The sequence below is a fragment of the Variovorax guangxiensis genome (assembly GCF_003952165.1).
Lineage (GTDB): Bacteria > Pseudomonadota > Gammaproteobacteria > Burkholderiales > Burkholderiaceae_C > Variovorax > Variovorax guangxiensis.
In genome coordinates this window covers 439,925-457,306 of sequence record NZ_RXFT01000001.1, presented here as the reverse complement: position 1 = coordinate 457,306, position 17,382 = coordinate 439,925, and the positions used below count along the sequence as shown (strand labels likewise).

Annotated in this window: 16 protein-coding genes; 5 read left to right on the top strand and 11 right to left on the bottom strand. The window is 66.4% G+C overall.

The window, feature by feature from the left end; translation table 11 throughout:
• Positions 1-23: 23 nt before the first annotated feature.
• The 3 genes from EJP67_RS02185 to EJP67_RS02175 form a co-directional block, all read right to left on the bottom strand.
• Positions 24-671, bottom strand: coding sequence for a PadR family transcriptional regulator (locus tag EJP67_RS02185; protein ID WP_240650471.1), 648 nt, complete (start codon positions 669-671; stop codon positions 24-26).
• The gene (locus tag EJP67_RS02180; RefSeq protein WP_126018945.1) at positions 668-2,065 is read right to left on the bottom strand and encodes a cytochrome-c peroxidase; all 1,398 of its coding nucleotides are present in this window, start codon (positions 2,063-2,065) and stop codon (positions 668-670) included. The genes EJP67_RS02185 and EJP67_RS02180 overlap by 4 nt, the downstream gene beginning before the upstream one ends.
• Before the next feature lie 141 nt (positions 2,066-2,206).
• Positions 2,207-4,666 carry an alkaline phosphatase family protein gene (locus EJP67_RS02175; protein ID WP_126018942.1) on the bottom strand — a complete coding sequence of 820 codons (2,460 nt, stop codon included), beginning with the start codon at positions 4,664-4,666 and terminating at the stop codon, positions 2,207-2,209.
• A gap of 641 nt (positions 4,667-5,307) precedes the next feature.
• Between EJP67_RS02175 and EJP67_RS02170 the strand changes: the two genes are divergently transcribed.
• Complete coding sequence (locus tag EJP67_RS02170) at positions 5,308-7,518, top strand: LamG-like jellyroll fold domain-containing protein (protein WP_240650470.1); 2,211 nt, start codon at positions 5,308-5,310, stop codon at positions 7,516-7,518.
• 374 nt (positions 7,519-7,892) lie between these two features.
• Here the strand turns inward: EJP67_RS02170 and EJP67_RS02165 are convergent, their stop codons facing one another.
• From EJP67_RS02165 to EJP67_RS02135, 7 genes are all read right to left on the bottom strand, one after another.
• Entirely contained in the window at positions 7,893-8,504 is a 612-nt protein-coding gene (locus EJP67_RS02165; protein ID WP_126018939.1) for an alkylhydroperoxidase domain protein, read from the bottom strand.
• 28 nt (positions 8,505-8,532) lie between these two features.
• Entirely contained in the window at positions 8,533-9,189 is a 657-nt protein-coding gene (locus EJP67_RS02160; RefSeq protein ID WP_126018936.1) for a CMD domain protein, read from the bottom strand.
• Positions 9,190-9,216: 27 nt separating this feature from the next.
• Positions 9,217-10,293 carry a putative FMN-dependent luciferase-like monooxygenase gene (locus EJP67_RS02155; protein WP_126018934.1) on the bottom strand — a complete coding sequence of 359 codons (1,077 nt, stop codon included), beginning with the start codon at positions 10,291-10,293 and terminating at the stop codon, positions 9,217-9,219.
• Positions 10,294-10,413: 120 nt separating this feature from the next.
• Positions 10,414-11,949 (bottom strand): sensor domain-containing diguanylate cyclase, encoded by a 1,536-nt coding sequence (locus tag EJP67_RS02150; RefSeq protein ID WP_126018931.1) that lies wholly within the window; start codon positions 11,947-11,949, stop codon positions 10,414-10,416.
• 120 nt (positions 11,950-12,069) lie between these two features.
• A complete protein-coding gene (locus tag EJP67_RS02145) occupies positions 12,070-12,537 on the bottom strand; it encodes a hypothetical protein (protein ID WP_126018929.1) in 468 nt (155 codons plus the stop codon).
• A gap of 419 nt (positions 12,538-12,956) precedes the next feature.
• Positions 12,957-13,217 carry a hypothetical protein gene (locus tag EJP67_RS02140; RefSeq protein WP_126018927.1) on the bottom strand — a complete coding sequence of 87 codons (261 nt, stop codon included), beginning with the start codon at positions 13,215-13,217 and terminating at the stop codon, positions 12,957-12,959.
• A 184-nt stretch (positions 13,218-13,401) separates the two neighbouring features.
• Entirely contained in the window at positions 13,402-13,671 is a 270-nt protein-coding gene (locus EJP67_RS02135) for a hypothetical protein (RefSeq protein WP_126018924.1), read from the bottom strand.
• 142 nt (positions 13,672-13,813) lie between these two features.
• On the opposite strand from EJP67_RS02135, the gene EJP67_RS02130 reads away from it, so the two are divergent.
• The 4 genes from EJP67_RS02130 (at position 13,814) to EJP67_RS02115 (ending at position 17,001) form a co-directional block, all read left to right on the top strand.
• Positions 13,814-14,119, top strand: coding sequence for a hypothetical protein (locus EJP67_RS02130; protein WP_126018922.1), 306 nt, complete (start codon positions 13,814-13,816; stop codon positions 14,117-14,119).
• Between the two features lie 105 nt (positions 14,120-14,224).
• Positions 14,225-15,391 (top strand): DSD1 family PLP-dependent enzyme, encoded by a 1,167-nt coding sequence (locus EJP67_RS02125; RefSeq protein WP_126018919.1) that lies wholly within the window; start codon positions 14,225-14,227, stop codon positions 15,389-15,391.
• Between the two features lie 107 nt (positions 15,392-15,498).
• Complete coding sequence (locus EJP67_RS02120) at positions 15,499-16,752, top strand: acyl-CoA dehydrogenase family protein (protein ID WP_126018917.1); 1,254 nt, start codon at positions 15,499-15,501, stop codon at positions 16,750-16,752.
• Between the two features lie 33 nt (positions 16,753-16,785).
• Positions 16,786-17,001, top strand: coding sequence for a hypothetical protein (locus EJP67_RS02115; protein WP_126018915.1), 216 nt, complete (start codon positions 16,786-16,788; stop codon positions 16,999-17,001).
• Positions 17,002-17,037: 36 nt separating this feature from the next.
• Here EJP67_RS02115 and EJP67_RS02110 read toward each other — a convergent pair whose 3' ends face one another.
• Complete coding sequence (locus EJP67_RS02110) at positions 17,038-17,352, bottom strand: hypothetical protein (protein ID WP_019653070.1); 315 nt, start codon at positions 17,350-17,352, stop codon at positions 17,038-17,040.
• Between the last annotated feature and the right edge of the window lie 30 nt (positions 17,353-17,382).

The window sequence follows — 17,382 nt, the reverse complement described above, 5'->3', positions numbered from 1 at the left end:
AATGTCAGCGGCGAATCGCCGGCTCAGTGCTCGTCGAGTTCGTCGGCAACCCAGCCGTGGCGCGTCAGGTGTACGCCGAGGCGCACCTGCATCGTTCCCTCGCGCTGGATGGCACGCGCCAGCAGCGGGAAGGCTTGCAGCACTTCGGGCGTCGAGGCCCACGGCTCGGGCGCGATGCGGTAGGTGAACAGCAGCGAGGTCGCGGTGCGGCCATCGCGCGTTTGCGGCGGATCCCAGCCGATCAGACGATCCAGGCTCAGGGTGGCCACGCAGAAGTCGGCCGGGTGCGTGATCGTCTGCGTCGTCGTGCGTATCACCACGGGCACCTGCAGGTAGTACTTGCGCCCCGCCTCGGTCAGCGCGTATTCGCGGGCCGGGGGCTGAGCGGCGACGACATCCTTGCCGCTTACCAATCCCAGCTTCTCCAGCACCGGCATCTGCTGCGCATCGGGCTCGTGCGATCCGGCAGCCACGGTGATCGGCCAGGCGTACTTGGCCAGGCACACATGGCCGCGCTGCGCGAGGTAGTCGTTGGCTGTCGCGGTGAAGTTGTCTCGGCTCGGAAAGCGCGCCTCTTCGTTGTCGCAACCGGCCAGGAAGACCGCGAGCAGCATCGCCAGCAGGACCTGGATGCCGCCGAGGCGGCGCATCGCTCGACGATCGGCCTTCATTTCGTGCACCTGTCGGCGGCCGATGCCCTGGCGGACGGCTGATAGCCATCGCTCAGCGTGCCCAGGAAGCAGACCAGGTCGGCGATCTGCTGCTGCGTCATCGCCGGGGCGGAGCCAGGCTGGCGCGGGCGCGTGCCGCTGGCAAGGGTCTTTTCGCCGCCCTCGCCGGTGCCCAGCGGCACTTCCTCGTCGAGGCTGCCGTGCTGCGATTGCGGCAGGTCGTTGTACTTGTCGAGCGTCGCACCCGGCGCGTGCGTGGGCTGCAGCGCCCAGGCCGGGTTGGCCTGCGGCGCGCCGCTGCCGTCGTTGATGGCGGGATACCAGTACTCCGGGTTTGTGTCCCGCGTGTTGTAGAAATTGACGACCTGCTCCAGCGAGTGGAACACGCCGTTGTGGAAGAAAACGCCTCGCGACGCCACGTTGCGCAGTACCGGCACCTTGAACATGCCGCAGTAAGGGTTCGCCGTATCCGGCGTGGCGGGCATGTGGTCGGTGCGGAAGGGGCCGCACAGTCCCATGTCGAAGTACTTCGGATCGTCGTTGGCCGGAATGGGATCCGGGTTGTTGGGAATCGACCTGTCGTTGCGCGGTGCACCCAGGGCCTGGTAGGTGAAGTCCGTCATCAGGCCCGTGTTGCCGTTGAAGTTGGCGCCGGTGTAGTGGCAGCCCGAACAATTGGCGACGGCGCTGCTGTGGAACAGCACTTCGCCACGCCGCTCGGCCGGCGTCAGCGTGCCGCCGGCCTTGTTGAAGACATACAGGTCGTACTTGCTGCTGTACGGGTGGAAGCTCAGGTCTTCCGTCTCGAGCGCCTGTATCGCGGCGCCCAGGGCGTTGAAGGCTGCATCGGTGTCGTTGAACACATCGGCACCGAAAGCCTGCTTGAACAAGCCCGCATAGGTGCTGGCCTGAACCACCTTCACGACAGCTTCCTTCGAGGTGTTGTTCATCTCGACCGGGTTGAGCAGCGGCATGCCGGCCTGTATCGCCAGTGTTGCCGCACGGCCGTCCCACATGAGGCCGCCGCCCGGCGAGCTGGATGTCACTCCGTCGGGGTTGGGTGCGTCGTCGCTGTAGGGCGGCGTCGCCGAGCTGTAGCGCAGCGAAGGCACGGCACGTGCGCCGATTTTTGTGACGTCGGAGCCCAGCTGCACTGAAATGCTGTTCGGCGGGCCATAGGCGTATTGCGGGTCGTGGCAGCTTGCGCACGACATGTTCCGGCCACCCGACAGGTTCTTGTCGAAAAAGGCCAGTTGCCCCACCTGGGCCGCCGGGCTCAGTGCAGCCGCGCGCGGGACGGTGTTGCCCGCCATCGCCGCGCCCTTGTCATCACAGGCCACGAGACACCACAGCGCAACCGAGAGCGCCATGGCGAGCGGGACCACTTTTTCCATTGCCGGATTCATCATTCGCTGTTGTTCCCCAAGAGCGGCAAGTCGCGCCGGACCTGCTCACCTTGCGGGATTCGAGGAGCCTGCGGGACGGCGGAAGAAACCTCTTCCAACCGTCCCCCCGGGCTTGCTGCCGCAATCCGGCTACCTGGTTGCCCAGACGTTGTTCTGGCTCGTATCAGGACCGACCTGAGGAGTGATCTGGCCTTCCAGCTTGCCTGTGACGGGGTCCTGCACACCTACGATGTCGTTCGCGTACAGCTTCTGGGTGTAGTTGGCCGGGATCACGTAGGCATGGTTGATCGGCCGCACCGAGTCGAAGTGCGTGTCCGCGCTGCCCTGGTATTCCGGCAATGCAAGGATGTTGGCCGTGATGAACGCTTCCGTGTATTTGGTGCGGTTCAGGTACGACGCATCCACGGCCGGGTCGGCGATCTGGAACATGTCCTGCAGGGTGCGCAGGAACGAGAAGTGGCTGTACGAGTCGCTGTCCGCCACCTGCTTCTTCGCCGTGCCGACGTCCTGCTGGTTGGTCATGATGCCGAAGATCGAGTTGCCGTGGCCGAAGTTGCCCCCCGCATAGTTGGGCGGCGGCGTGGTGGCCGTCGCCTTGCCGCTTGCATCCACGGTCACCGGCGCCGCGCCCGAGTTCGGGCCACCCGCGTTCCAGCCGCAGCAGGAGCCATTGCTGCCGCCTTCGCCTTCGTCGTACATCACGACGATCGCGACGCGCTTCTGCGGGTTCTTCCACAGCGCCGAACTCCGGATCTTGTTGATCACCATGCCCAGGTAGATGTCGGCGCGCGTGGTGCCGGCGGCCTGGCCGTCGTTGTTGGTGTTCGCGCAGCTGGTGTCCTTGCCAACGCCATGCATGTCGTCGCACTGGTCCGGAACGATGAAGTTGATGTTGCCCACGTCACCGACGTCCAGGTCCTTGCCGAACTGGTCGTAGATCCAGCCTTTCGGAACCGGGTAGATCGACGAATTGAGCCAGTCCGCTTCCTGGTACTGCGTGCCGAAGATGGTGCGGTTGTTGGCCACGAAATCGGGCAGGCTGCGCGCGCCCTGGAAGGCGATCGAGGGACCGTGCTTGACCTTGTAGAGGCCGCCTTGCGCGGGGAAACTGGGCGAGCCGACCAGGGTTGGCGGTGCCGAGCCGTCGAGGTTGGTGGCGCCCTTGAGCTTGCTGGAGTCGTAGGTGGCGGTGACGGAGTTGTCCAGGATGCTGTCGGCGCGCACGTCCTGGCCGGGGTTCATCGACTCGCTGTAGGTGCGGATGGTGAGGCCCGCCTTGGACATCGCCGTGAACAGATTGCTGCCCGGGACGTTGTGCACGGTGCCCCCGGTCGGGTGGTCGCCGCAGGTCGTGTCCGCCGGGACGTACTGGGAGCGAGCTTGTGGGGTCGCCGGCGGGAGTGCGCCCTGCATGGGCATGACCTGGCCGTCGGAGGCCGTTCCGCCGGCGAATGCAACGTCCTTGATGTCGTAGGGGGCGGCGGCGCCACAGCCGAACCAGTTGTCGTCGTGGATGCCGAAGTCGTCGCCGCCGCCCAGCGCGGTGTAGTTGGGCTCGGACGGATTGCCGGTCGAGTAGTACGTCTTGAGCTGGTTGTAGTTGTTCAGGATGTAGTTGATGTTCGCCGCGCGCGGATTGCCGACGATCACGTCGGTCGACTTGTTCTCCTCGACGATGATGAAGATGTTGTCGTAGGCCGGAACGCCTTCCACATTGAAGGCCGCCTGCTGCGCCTGCGCGAAGGTGATGGGCGCCTGCTTCTGCGAGGGCAACGTGGGAGTGGCCTGGCTGCCGTCCCTGTTGGTGAGCGTCACGCCCGACAGGCCGACGAGGCGCGGGTCGCCGCCCGCGACGGCCAGGTTGTCGGGGAACAGGTCCTTGCGGTCGAGCTTGGCCGTCGCGTAGGTGTAGCGGTTGGTCAGCTGGTTGTCCTCATACAGCGCCGCGTACTGGGTGGCGCCGCTCAGCGTGTTGACGTCCGCCAGCGGATCGGTGAAAGCGGCCGTACCGAGGTTGAAGGCCGGCCCGTTGAGACGGGCGACGAGGTTGGCCTTCTCGGCCGCGTAGCTGCTGCCGTTGGCTTCCACGAGGCGCTGGGCCTCGCTCGACATCGGGCTGATGACGATCTTGTCCGTGCCCTGGTCGGCGACCTGGGCAGCCGAAGCGCGCAGGATCAGGTGGCTGCCCGCGGCCGCGCCGGTCGCGGTGTTGATCGCGGAGGCGCCGATGTCGGCCACCAGCTGCCCGGTCTGGGTGGTCGTCAGCGTGAACTTGCCGCTCGCGTCGGTGACGGTCGAGGCTTCGCCGCTGTCGAGCACGCCGTTGCCGTTGGCATCGACGAAGACCGTTGCCTTCTGGTAGTAGCCGGCCTTGAGCGTCGGATTGCCCGTGCTGCTGCCCGGCACATAGCCGCTGGCCGCGACCACGCCGCTGAAGGTCGTGGGAGTGGCGCCCGTCGTGCTGGTGGGCGGGGTGGCGATCGGGAAGAAGCCGCTGCTTCCGCCGCCACCTCCTCCGCAGGCGGCGAGCACGCAGGCCGCGACCGTCGTCAAGGACGAAAGCAGGATTTTCTTGTCGAATATCGTCATATCGTGGGGCAGTGAGTTATTGATGGTTTTGAGCAAGCTGCGAGAGAAAACTTGGGAGATGCTGCTTTCCCATTAAGAAAGCGCGGATCAGGGAGGAATGTAGAAATGGCCGGTGACATTTATGTGTCAATTTCCGCCAGTGCACCGCCAATACCTCGAAAAACAGATCAATCGAATTCCCGCTCAAATAAACCTGACCACAGACTGACTTCAGAATTAGAAGAAAATTAGCAATACCCGTTGAAAGAGTTTTGAAAGCAAACCCCGGCGACAACAGCCCGGGCGTCCGTGACGGCGCTCCGTGCGAGCCCAAGTCGACGAGGCACGGCGCCCAGCGGCCGGACACATCGATGCAATTCCGGCAAATCGACGTCCCATTGAAATTTCCAGGCCACCCGGAAAATTGATTGCCTTGTTTATCGATGCAATGAGGAAGGAATACCTGCATTTTTCGCGGCAATAAATTCACGAGAACATCATATTCAATGCATAGAGTCTGCGCTTTCCGAAGTTGCCGGCAATTTCAGAAAAGAATTTGATGCACTACGAATTTAAATACCATGAAAAAGCAGACTCTTTCCAATGAAGAAAAAATCGACTTGGCTCAATTGGCTTCCGTTCCGGAGAACAGGCGCCGGGAATTGCTGAAGCTGATGCTGGCGGGCTCGGTCACGGGACTCGCGGTCGCGCTGCCCGGGTGCGGCGGCGGCAGTGGCGCCGGTGCCGGGGCGTTCCCGGTGGCAGGGACGAACGGGCCTTCGACAGCCGGATCGCCCACCGGCGCGCCGCCGCCGGCGAGCCAGGGCGTCACTGCCCAAAAGATTTCGAGCTTCACGATCTCGGTGCTTCCCGATACCCAGTTCTATCCGCGCTATGCATCGGAAAAGATGGGCGAGCTCTACCAGAAGCTTTACTCGGGCATCGACCCGAAATACGACAACCCCTTCAAGACCCAGACGCAGTGGATTGCCCAGAACGCCAGGCTGCTGAAGATGCCGTTCACCATGCATCTGGGCGATATCGTCGATCAGTCGTGGTACTACACATCGGAAGGCTCGTCGCCCTGGAGCGCCTCCACCGATCTCGTGGGCAACGGCCAGATCGGCAACGGACAGGTCACGAAGGAATGGGAACTCGCGAGCCAGGCGATGCAGGTGCTGGAGGCGGCCAGGTGCCCTTACTCCATCTGCGCGGGCAACCACGACGTGGGAGCCATCGATTCCGACATGCAGTGGGGTCCCGACTGGGGCGTGGGGGTCACCGGTTTCGCCAACAACGACGGCTACCAGGACGGAGGCAGCCACCGCGTCGGCCTGTTCGAGCCCTACCTGCAGGTGTTTCCCCCGGAGCGCGCGAAGCGGCAGGCCACCTTCGGAGGAAGGCACTCATCGGGCTTTCACGAGTACCACGTCTTCGAAGCCGAGGGAAACAGGTTCCTGGTGCTGTCGATGTCGTGGCGGGCGTCGGACGACGCGATCGGCTGGGCCAACCAGGTCATCCAGTCCAACAAGACGACCCCGGTCATCCTCGTCAATCACCAGCTGGTCGGCATCGGCAGCGACGGCAAGACCGCCGCGGACACCGCCTACTCGAACTACATGTGGGACAAGCTGATCAAGGACAACGACCAGATCTTCATGGCCGTCAGCGGCCACTACCACGGCTCGTGCACCAGCACGAAGAAGAACTCCCGCGGCAACGACGTGCACCTGATGGTGGTGGACTACCAGATGGCCTACATGGGCGGCAACGGCCTCATGCGCATGTTCGAGTTCGACCTGACCAACAGGAAGATCATCGCCAGCTCGTTCTCCCCGTGGGTGCCCCTGAAGCCAGCCGCAACGCTCAACGAGTTCGACGCCGCATGGCTATCGGATTCGAACCAGTCCTTCGCGCTGGACATGGACTTCGTCAAGAGATTCGCCTCCTTCAATCCGGATTTCTCGGTGCCCGACGGTTCGTCGGACAGCAGCCTGACGGACGTGGCGAAGAAGCTCATCCTGACGAACTACAGCCAGCCCCCGCAGAAGGCGGCCGCGCTTCCTTCCGGCCCCGACGACTATCCGAAGGTCGACAACACGCTCGCCCACTGGCGCTTCTTCAATGCGGCGGCGGCCGAGGGAGATCTCTTTCCCTATCAGCCTGGGCAGCAGATCCAGGACGTTTCCCCGGGAGGCAAGAACCCCGTCTCGGTGAACACGTGGGCGGGGCAGTCCGGCGACCTGGTCTGGTCGAAGAGCCATCACCCGCTGTCGGCCGCGCCCGGCAGCCTGCGCTTCCTGAACGCCACCAAGACCAGGTTCTCCTACTTCACGACCGACGCGAATTCGGCACTGAACGTGGAGACCTTCGCCAAGGGCTACACCATCGAAGCGTTCGTGTACATCGACGCCGGCTTCGACGCGACGAAGAATGGATGGATGGGCATCCTGTATCGCCTGGGGGCACGCTCGAACCTGCCCGGCTTCGCCTCGGACGATGGCGACTGCGCCCTGATGTTCGCCTTCTCGAACCTGATGGAATTCCAATGGGAGGTCGCTCCCGTGAACCAGGCAACCAACCTCACCTGCTGGTCGGGCGGCGTATCGGCCGGCCAATGGCTGCACGTTGCCATCGTCAACGATCCCGCGGCTTCGTATGCGACCACCATGTACGTGGAGGGAGCGCCCGTGCTGCGCAACAACACGAACATGCAGGGCATCCAGTACGTCGCCCCGACGCAGCAACTCGCCATCGGCTGCGGGCAATGGGCCGGGAACATGTCCACGGGCTTCCTTGGAAGCATCGGCGAAATCCGCATCGTCGGCGTGCCCCTGACTTCCGACAAGTGGCTGACGGCCCGGGCGAGCTGAGCTGAAACGAGGAGACCGGCGACGACGGGCCCGTCGCCGCCGGTCCTTTCCCGCCCTCCCAATTTCTCCCCAGGTCGCGCCTTAGGCTGGGCTTCTTCAACGTCGAGGGAAGCCGCCCCGAATGCGATACCCCACCCGGAAACTCACCACTGCCACCCTCGTCGCCCTGTCGTGCGTACCCGGCGCCTTCTTCAGCCACTGCGGCCATGGAGAGCCGGGGCCGGGCTTCGGCCTTCGCTGACCCGAAAAAACGAACGGCCTTTCCGGCAGGACACCGAATTTGCTCGACGCACTACGGGCCTTGTGGGCCGCACTGGTTGCCATCGGCCACTTGCTGGCCTGGCTGCTGACGCTGCTGTCCTGAGCGTGGAGGCTCAGCCGCCCGAAGGCTGCTGCGGCTCCCCCAGCGACAACATCAGCCGATTCGCCCAGTTGAAGAACGCCGCGCCATGCACGACATCGGCAATCGCGAGGTCGTCCAGCCCCTGTGCCCGCAGCTGTGCCACATGCTCCGCCCCGAACGCCGAGGGCGTGGACGACAGCGCGACCGAAGCCGCCACGATCGCGTTCCAGCGCTCGCCCAGGTCGGCCTTCACGCCTTCGTCGAGCAGCCTCTGCACGTCCTGCGTGCGCTGCGAGAAATGCGAGGCGAAGCGCGCGTGCACCGACGCGCAGTAGATGCAGCCGTTGTAGCGCGAAGCCGCCGCGGCCGAGAGCTCGCGCTCGGCGCGCGGCAGGCCGGCTTCGGGGTTGTAGAAGATGTCCTTGTCGGTGCGCGTGCGCGCCCCGAGGATGTCCGGGTCGCGCGCCAGCAGGCGGAAGTACGGCGACTTGGCGCGCGCTGCATCGACCAGGCCTTCGAAATGCCGCGCTGTCAGTTCGGCCTCGGGCAAAGGCTCCAGCCAGGGCAGCCACTCGAGCTGCGCCTGCGTGAAGGCGTTCGGATGGCGGTTCTCGGGGTGGCTCAGCACGGATTCGGCGCTCATGGCTGTGTTTCTCGCTGTCTTTCTCTGCTCAATCGACAAGGGTGACGGGCCGCTGTGCCAGTGCCCGCAGGCCGGCGACGACGCGGATCTGGAAAGCAAGGAAAGCCACGAGCTGCGACAGCGTCACGGCCTCGGTGCCGGTCCATCCCGCATCAAGCAGCGATTGCAGCGCCGCGGCGCTCGCGTCGCGCGGATGGAAGACGAGCAGGTGCGCATGCGCCAGCGCGGCGGAGAGCTTCTCGCCCAGCACTGCGCGCCCGGCTTCGCTCACCTCGTATGAAGGCCCGCTTGCATCCTCCGCGCTGAGCGGCCCCGGGGGATAGCGGCCATAGGGTCCATCGGGGCCTTGCGCGGCGCCTCGCCGCGTTTCGATGGCGATCGCATCCGCCACGCCGGCGCGAGCGCCTTGTCCCGCCAGCGCATCGGCATAGAAGCGCGCCACGTCGGCCTGCCCGTGCAGCCCCGTGACGAAGGCCGCGACGGCGAACCTGTCCGCGGTCCCGAAATTCCCGAACACGGGCGACGCCGGCGCAAACAGCGCGAGATAGCTCTGCTGCGCATGGGTGCGTGACTGTTCACGATGCGCACGGATGCGATCGAGATGGCTGCCGGGCTCGATGCCGACGAGTCGGTCGATGACATCGGGCACCACGGGTGCGATGGGAGAAGCGACGATGGCGTTCATGACAAAAAAGGGGAAAAAAGAGCGCACCTAGAGAAGCGCAAGCGATCGCAGGTCGGACGCGCTCGCTCCGCTCGTCCAGCCAAGGGCAGGCGCGACTGCGGTGGCGGTCAGTTCGATGGAGCGCAGGATCGCCTCGTGCGGCGGATCGACGGAGTGCACCTGGCACACGAGATCGGTCACGCGCGCGAGCGTGCTGTCGGCACGCAGCGAGGCGATCACGTCGTCGGGCGAGCCGACGTGCACGTCGTAGGCGGCAATCAGCTCTTCGAGCGGCGCATCGGGCCCGGCCCGACCGGCGAGGCCGGCCTGCCCTGAAGCGGCGAAGCGCGCGGCCGAGCGGCGCAGGCCGATGTCGGCCAGGCGCAGCGCTTCCTTGCGCGTATCCGCCACGAAGACGCTTCGTGAACCCACGATGCGCGGCGTGCGGCCCGCCGGCAATGCGGCCAGATAGGCATCGACGATCGGGTTCTGGATCTCGGCGAGCGATGCATGCGGCGCATGCTCCGGGCGAGGCTGCGTGCGCGAAAGCATCAATCCGTCGCCGGCCTCCCCTGCCCGCGTACCGCCGCTCACCGAGAACGTGGCCTGCCAGATGCGCCCGAGCAGCTGCTCGCCCGAGGGGTACAGCGCGTCGCCGCCCGCCAGCGGCCGGCCAGCCCAGGCCGAGCGCACCGCGGCCAGCTGCTTCGCGAAGATGGCCGAGCGGTCGTTGCCGTCCAGCCCGAAGGCAGCGAAGGACTCTGGCGTGCCGCCGGTTCCCACACCCACCTCGAGCCGGCCGCCCGAGAGAAGGTCGAGCACGATCGCGTCTTCGGCGACGCGCACGGCGTTCTCCAGCGGCAGCGTGACGATGCCGGTGCCCAGGCGGATGCGCCGCGTGCGCGACGCCACGTAGGCCAGGAAGACGAATGGCGACGGCAGGCCGCCCTCGTGCTCGTGGAAGTGATGCTGCGCCACCCAGGCCGAATCGAAGCCCGCGGCCTCGGCGTGGGCGATCTGCGCCGCGACGAAGCGGTAGCGTTCCGCGGCTGGCACGTCGTCGAGCAGGCGGCTGAAGAAGCCGAGACGAAGCGGGCGCGGTGGTTTGTGGGGAAGGCCGGACATCCGGAAGAGAAGGCTGCGTTGTGACTGGCCTTCGAGTCTTGCGCGGGATGCCGCCCGAGGGAAATCCGGTTATCGCGCTTGCTTATGCGCTTTGCGCGTATCGCCCGTTCATTCGGCCGTTCATTCGGTCGTTGGCCGGTCTGCGGCGGTGCAGACGCGGTTGCGCCCATTCATCTTGGCCGCGTACAGCGCCCTGTCCGCAGCCTGGATCAGTTCCTTCGGCGGCTGCCGGGTGCCGGCAGGGCTCAACGCATCCACCCCGGCGCTCAACGTGACGAAGCCGTCCGGCGCACCGGCGTGCACGATCTCCAGGTCGCGCACCGCACTGCGGATCTTTTCCGCGAGCACCGCCGCGGCCGCCACGTCGGTATTCGGCAGCAGCACGGCGAGTTCCTCCCCGCCGTAGCGGGCGGCGAGGTCACCCGGGCGCCGGGCCGCGAGGTTCGAGATGGTGCGGCCGATCGTCTGCAGGCACTCGTCTCCGGCCGTGTGGCCGTAGATGTCGTTGTACTGCTTGAAGCAGTCCACATCGAGCAGGATCAGCGCCAGCGTGCTCGCGTCGCGCATGGCGCGGCTGAATTCGGTGTCGAGCGTCACGTCGAACTGCCGGCGGTTCGCCAGGCCGGTGAGGCCGTCTTCCATGGCGAGCGTGTTCAGCGTCTTGTTGAGCTTTTCCAGCGCGTCGCGCGCGCCCCGCAGCTCGGCCTCGGTCTTGTTCTGCAGCTCCATCTGCCTGACCAGCCGCCAGCCCACGAAGCCCACGATCAAGACCAGCAGGACGACACCGCCTGTGTGCCAGAGCGTTTCGCTCCACCATTCGGCCAGGATCTCGTCCTTGGAGAGAGCCGCCCCGACGAAGAGCGGATAGTTGGAAAGGCGCCTGAAGCTGTTCAGCCGCGTGACGCCGTCCTGCGCCGACTTGATCTCGGCCGTTCCGACCGGCCCCAGGGTCCTGTAGGCGCGGTAGAGCGAGGTGTCCAGCATGTTTCGTCCGACCATCTCGGGGCTGAACGGGCGGCGGGTCATCATGGTGCCGGTGTCGAGGATGAGCGCGACGGCGCCGGCCTGGCCGATGTCCAGGCTGTCATAGAACCTGGTGAAGAACTCGACGTCGATGGTCGCGAGCGCCACGCCGCCGAAGCTGCCGTCGGGGTTGTCGATGCGCCGTGAGACGGGCACGAGCAGCTTGCCGTTGGTGCGGCTCTTCACCGGTATGCCGATGTGCGGTCCGCGGTCCTCGTGGTCGCGATGGAAGATGAAGTATTCGCGCTCGGCGTTGTTCAGGTTCTGCGGCTGCACCTTCCGCGAGTTCACGACCCAGTTGCCCTCCTTGTCGTAGACGTGGATCGCGTCGAGCTGCGGGAGCTCGGCCACCCGCATCGCGAGCACCTTGTGGAGCCTCTCGAGGGCCGCGGGCCCGGTGCCGTCGTACTCGACGCGCTCGACGACGCCGATCAGGGCGGTGTCGGTCTCCTTGATCGTGTCGTCCGCCTGCTGCGCCATTGCACGAGCCAGGTTCGCCGTGGCAACGCTCATCTGCTTGAGCTGGACCGTGCGCGACTGCCAGCTGTTCCAGCAGTCGAGCGCGACAAGGGCGAGACAGACGACGGCGACGAAGGCCGTGGTCCGGAAGATGATGGAAGGTCGACGAAACAAGATCTGCTTTCGAGGCAACGATGTCTGAAGCGCCTCGCCGACTTTGACACATCTGCGGCCGGATATGCAGCAACCCGGTGCGGCCGCCTGCTGCCGGCCCCGAAGGAGGGCCCGGCCGGCTCAGACCGGCCGAACGTCGAAGAACGCCTCGTCCGTGTCGCCCAGGTCGCGAAAGCCCGCCGTGCGCGCCGCGTCGTAGGCCTTGGCCCATCGCTTGGCCAGGGCGATCTCCGCCTTCGAAAGATCGCTCTCGCTCGATTCGCTCGCGTTCTGGAACGCCCGCAGCGCCTCGACCACGTCGCCGCCGAGCTGCCGGTCGATCTCGCGCCTGAAGCGCTGCTGCGCCACCTTCACCGCATCGGCCGCCGGGTGCGAATAGTCGGCAAGCCTCACGGTGTACGCGACCCGCTCCTCGACTTCGACGTCCTCGAAGCGGAACGGCTCCTCGGGCTGCGCGCGCGAAAACGAGGGCTCCGGCAACAGCACCGGCGCATGCGGCTGTGGCTGTGGCTGCGACAAGGCAACCGGAAAGGCTGAGGCCGCTGCTGCGGCAGCACCCCGCGGAAAGAAAAGCTCGAACTGGTTCATGGTTCATCGCCCCGGCGCGCAGGTACGCGCCGATCCGGGCTCGTGGCCAAAGACTGGATGAATATACAGTCTTTGGCCACTGTTAACCAGCCTGCGAAGGCTCGGCGTTGCCGATCGTCCGACGACTCAACGGCGGTCGTGAATCATTCGCCACATGTTGCATCCGCTCGGACACGCGGGCGCCACCGGGCCAGGGTTCGCCTGTGCGGCCACGACGGATGATGCGAGGAGGGAAAGATCGGCAGGATCGCTGCCCGGCGTAGGAGTGCCGCCGATGACGAGTGCAGTCACGCTGACCGCCACCACTTTTGTAACCATCAACATGATCGTCTCCAGCAGTTGGTCACCAATTCAAGATAGACCTGCCGAAGACAAAAATCGCGGGGATTTACCCTCGCCGGCACCCGGCGCCCGGCACCCTACTCGCCGGAAGTCTGTCTCGCCCCGTTGCGCGATGCACGGGGCGGCTCCGCCGCCTCCCCTGCCTCGACATAGTTGAGCTCGATCGGATGAACGATTGACGCCGCCGGCTCGCCGTCGAAGCGCACCAGCAGATATTCGCCGCTGGCACCGGTGATGGCTCCGAACCGTCCCCGAAGCTCGACCCTGCCGCCACGCCGTGCGGGCACCCTGAAGCGCATCCGGATGTATGGGAGGCCCACGCGGAAATACTCGACCATGCGAAATCCCTGACTTTGTTTGTAATCGTTCGATCAAGGTCGCCGCAGCCCGCTCGACAAGAGCGGAAGACGCAACGCCGTTGACCGTTCGACTCAATCTCGTCGGAGGCGTGTCGGTCGCGTGTCAGTCGAAATCGCTCGCAGCTGACAGCCGCCGGGCATTCGGCGGGTGTGCCGACGCCGCTCAGCGGATGCCGCCGAAGGCGTTTTCCTGTTCCGCGGCGATGGTGTCGTCGACCTCCTCCCGAGGTCCGACATTCAGGTCTTCCGAGAGCCCCTTCAGGACGACGTAGCCCGCCTGCAGCGCCTCGGCGTAGGTGTGGAAACCCTTGGCCGCCTCCATCAGCGGCTCGAACTCCATGGAGTTGTCGAAGGACTCCAGCAGCACCCAGAAGTAGTGGCCCTCGTCGTGTTGGTCGACGGTCAGGGCGATGGAGATAAGTTGGCCAGCCATGCCGCGCATGGTGGCGCGCTCGAATGACAGGCCCAAGAAGTAAACATGAACGTTCGGCTTCGTGTTCGACTGCTCGAAAACACTACATCCTTTCGTCCGGAAGGCCTTCACGCGGCGGCGGGGGATCGGCGATGCTCAGGGCATGCCGATCGCAAATTCACGTTCACCAGCGCGCTCCGGATGGCGCGTCGCCGCGCTGATCTACACGGTCGCCGGCGTCGTCTGCATTCTGGGCTGCGCCGTCGCCCCCGACAGCGACGTGAGCCTTTTGATCGCCATCGCGGGCGGGCTGCCTTGGTCGCTGAGCCTGCTGACGCTGGGCCTGTCGCCCGGGGTGGCCGACACGGCGCTGCTGATGCTCGCCGCGAGCTGGTCGGTGAACGCCGCGCTGCTGTGGTGGCTGGCGCTGCGGCGGCCCGGGCGGCACGGGCCCTCGCATCCGGCCTGACCCGGCCTGGTCGGTCCGGGCGAATCGGTGCGATCATCTCGCCCCGGAACACCGGGCGCCCGGTGCCTGTCCCACAACAAGAACCGAGACAAAGGCTTTTCCCCGATGCCCCAAGCCCTGCAGCAAGTCAACACGCCGCTGATCGGCGTTCCCGGCGGCCGCCATCTCCTCGACACCCCCGCCCTGCTGATCGACCTGCCCGCGATGACGCGCAACATCGAACGCATGGCCTCCTTCGCCAGGTCGCGCGGCGTGAACCTGCGCCCGCACGTGAAGACGCACAAGTCGGTCGAGATCGCGCGCCGCCAGGTGGCGGCCGGCGCCATCGGCGTGAGCTGCGTCACGCTGGGCGAGGCGGAAGTGATGGTCCAGGGCGGCATTCCGGGGGTGCTCATCACCTCGCCGGCGGTCACGCCGAGCAAGATCGCGCGGCTCATCAGGCTGGCGCAGCAGGCGCGCCCGGGCGACGTGATGGTGGTGGTCGACAACCCGCAGAACCTCGCCGAGCTGGCGCGCGCCGCGAGCGAACTCACCCATCCGCTGGACGTGCTGGTGGACTACGGCGCGGGCTACAACCGCACCGGCGCCGCCACGCAGGCCAAGGTGCTCGAGCTGGCCGCACTGGCCGCCGCCGAGCCGCGCCTGCGGCTGCGCGGGCTGCAGGCCTATGCGGGCAACCTGCAGCACATCGTGGCGCGCGAGGAGCGCAGCGCGGCGGCCGCCGGCCTGCGCGAGACCGTGGCGGGCATCGTCGCGGCGGCGCGGCGCCAGGGCCTGAACTTCGACATCGTCACCGGCGCGGGCACCGGCACGCACGACCTCGATTCGCAGGAAAACGCCTTCACCGAGCTGCAGGCCGGCTCGTACGTGTTCATGGACGCCGAGTACAGCCGCGTGCTGGCCGACGGCGACCAGCCCTCGCCCTTCGAGACATCGCTCTTCGTGCAGACGGCGGTGGTAAGCACCAATGCGGCCGACTGGGTGACGGTGGACGGCGGCACCAAGTGCTTCTCCACCGACAGCGGCGTGCCGCTGGTGGCCAAGGGCGCCGACGCCGCGAGCCGCTACGCCTTCTTCGGCGACGAGCACGGCAAGCTGATGCCGCCAGCGGGCTCGCAAGGTTCGCAGGCGCAAAGACCGGCATTGGGCTCGCGTGTGGAGTTCGTCACCCCGCACTGCGATCCGACGGTGAACCTGCACGATGCGTATCACGTGGTCGAGGGCGGTACGCTGGTCGCGATCTGGCCGGTGGACGCGCGCGGCAGGCGATAGCGGCATAAGGAAACTCGAAAAGCGTATTTCACAAGCGTCGTGCCGCGGGGGACAGTCGAGCGCTGTCCCTCTTCTCCCGGGCGTGCCTTTCGGGGCCGCCCCGCCCCATGGAATCCATCCAAGCAACGACGCGCCCCGCGGCGCAAGCGCCAGGCGCTCAGGCGCCGTCCTTCCAGCAGCTTGCCGCCCGCTTTCGTCCTGTCTTCCAGCGCATCGCCGAGCGCTCCACCCAGCGCGAGACCGATCGCGAGCTCGCCTACGAGCCCGTGGCCTGGCTCAACGCCGAGCGCTTCGGCGCGCTGCGCGTGCCCATCGAGCACGGCGGCCTGGGCGGATCGGTGGAGCAGCTCTACGACCTGCTGATCGAGCTCGGCGAGGCCGACTCCAACCTGCCGCAGATCCTGCGCGCGCACTTCGGCTTCATCGAACGGCTCTTCGCCGAGATCGACCCCGCGCTGCACGGCCCGTGGATGCGGCTGGCGGCCGAGGGCGTGATCTTCGGCAACGCCACCACCGAGCTCGGCGAGGGCCCGCTCGGCGAGCTGCGGACCACGCTGCGGCGCGACGGCGATGCCTGGCGGCTAGACGGCGACAAGTTCTACAGCACCGGCACGCTGTACGCCGACTGGATCTCGGTCTCGGCCCGGCGCCTGAACGACGACGGCAGCAGCGACCGCGTGATCGCGCTCGTGCCCGCCGAGGCGCAGGGCGTGGAGCGCGTGGACGACTGGCGCGGCTTCGGCCAGCGGCTGAGCGCATCGGGCACCACGCGCTTTCGCAACGTGCGCGTGAAGCCCGAGAACGTGCTGCTGTACGTGCGCGACCAGCCCACGCCGCTGACCGCGCATTTCCAGCTCACGCACCTGGCCACGCTGGCTGGCATCGCGCGCGCCATCGTGCGCGACGCGGTGGCCTTCGTGCAGCCGCGCAAGCGCATCTACAGCCATGGCAGCGGCGACACGCCGCGTGAAGACCCGCTGGTGCAGCAGGTCGTCGGCCAGCTCGCGAGCACGGCCTTCATCGCTGCATCGACCGTGCAGGCCGTGGCACGCGGCCTGGGCGAGGTCGACCGCTTCCGCCAGCGCGGCGAGGCCGTGCCCGAGAGCCTGCTGTTCGAGGTGGAACTGAACACCGCCAAGGCGCAGGCCGGCATCGTCGATGCGGTGCTGCAGGCGGGCACGCGTCTCTTCGACGTGGGCGGCGCTTCGGCGCTGCAGGAAGACCGGCGGCTCGACCGGCACTGGCGCAACGCGCGCACGCTCGCCTCGCACAACCCGACCATCTACAAGGGGCGCGTGGTGGGCAACCACCTGCTCAACGGGGCGAGGCCGACTTTCTACTGGGCGGTGGGGAGCGCTTAAAGTCTCGGGTTCTCCAACGGACCCGTTTGCTTCATGCGCCGCCTGCTGCCAGCCTTTCTCCTATTGCTCATCGTCAGCTGCGCAACGCCGCAAGCCGGCGTGCAGCGTCTCAACGATGGTGTCTTCAGGGCTGCGAGCCAGCAGGAAGCGGAGGCCTATTGCCGTATCGACGGGAACCCGATCCGGTTCCTGACACAGGCCGACGCACCGACCACGCCGGGCAGCGGCGTGCTCTTCAGGTGCGACTGAAGAAGGATCGAGGGAATTGAAGGCTCTGCGGCGTCTTCAGACGCGCGGGAGCGCCGCAAGGAAGGTGGACACGACGATCGCCGCGGCCCGGTCGAGCTGCAGGATGTCCGCGACGTCGAAGGCGTGCGGCGCCGTGCGTCCACTCGAGCCGAGCGGCTTGCGGATCTCGACAAGGACTTCGGCCGCCAGTTCGCGGTCGCTGCGCGGCCGGCCGTCGGGGTGCATCACCCATTCATCGACTTGATCGAACGGAATGCTTCGGAAGACTCCCACGATGGGGACGTACTTGTAGCGATCCTCGCCCACCAGGATGGGCACGCTGAGGTTACAGAAAAACGTGGTCGTCGACATGCAGGATCGCCGTCGCTAGGCAAAGCGTTC

What these genes read in the sequence shown, in the direction of transcription:
- EJP67_RS02180 (WP_126018945.1), bottom strand. Translation starts at nt 2,065, where the DNA reads ATGGAAAAAGTGGTCCCGCTCGCCATGGCGCTCTCGGTTGCGCTGTGG.
- EJP67_RS02175 (WP_126018942.1), bottom strand. Translation starts at nt 4,666, where the DNA reads ATGACGATATTCGACAAGAAAATCCTGCTTTCGTCCTTGACGACGGTC.
- EJP67_RS02125 (WP_126018919.1), top strand. Translation starts at nt 14,225, where the DNA reads ATGCCCCAAGCCCTGCAGCAAGTCAACACGCCGCTGATCGGCGTTCCC.
- EJP67_RS02135 (WP_126018924.1), bottom strand. Translation starts at nt 13,671, where the DNA reads ATGGCTGGCCAACTTATCTCCATCGCCCTGACCGTCGACCAACACGAC.
- EJP67_RS02145 (WP_126018929.1), bottom strand. Translation starts at nt 12,537, where the DNA reads ATGAACCAGTTCGAGCTTTTCTTTCCGCGGGGTGCTGCCGCAGCAGCG.
- EJP67_RS02160 (WP_126018936.1), bottom strand. Translation starts at nt 9,189, where the DNA reads ATGAACGCCATCGTCGCTTCTCCCATCGCACCCGTGGTGCCCGATGTC.
- EJP67_RS02165 (WP_126018939.1), bottom strand. Translation starts at nt 8,504, where the DNA reads ATGAGCGCCGAATCCGTGCTGAGCCACCCCGAGAACCGCCATCCGAAC.
- EJP67_RS02115 (WP_126018915.1), top strand. Translation starts at nt 16,786, where the DNA reads ATGCGCCGCCTGCTGCCAGCCTTTCTCCTATTGCTCATCGTCAGCTGC.
- EJP67_RS02155 (WP_126018934.1), bottom strand. Translation starts at nt 10,293, where the DNA reads ATGTCCGGCCTTCCCCACAAACCACCGCGCCCGCTTCGTCTCGGCTTC.
- EJP67_RS02120 (WP_126018917.1), top strand. Translation starts at nt 15,499, where the DNA reads ATGGAATCCATCCAAGCAACGACGCGCCCCGCGGCGCAAGCGCCAGGC.
- EJP67_RS02130 (WP_126018922.1), top strand. Translation starts at nt 13,814, where the DNA reads ATGCCGATCGCAAATTCACGTTCACCAGCGCGCTCCGGATGGCGCGTC.
- EJP67_RS02140 (WP_126018927.1), bottom strand. Translation starts at nt 13,217, where the DNA reads ATGGTCGAGTATTTCCGCGTGGGCCTCCCATACATCCGGATGCGCTTC.
- EJP67_RS02110 (WP_019653070.1), bottom strand. Translation starts at nt 17,352, where the DNA reads ATGTCGACGACCACGTTTTTCTGTAACCTCAGCGTGCCCATCCTGGTG.
- EJP67_RS02185 (WP_240650471.1), bottom strand. Translation starts at nt 671, where the DNA reads ATGAAGGCCGATCGTCGAGCGATGCGCCGCCTCGGCGGCATCCAGGTC.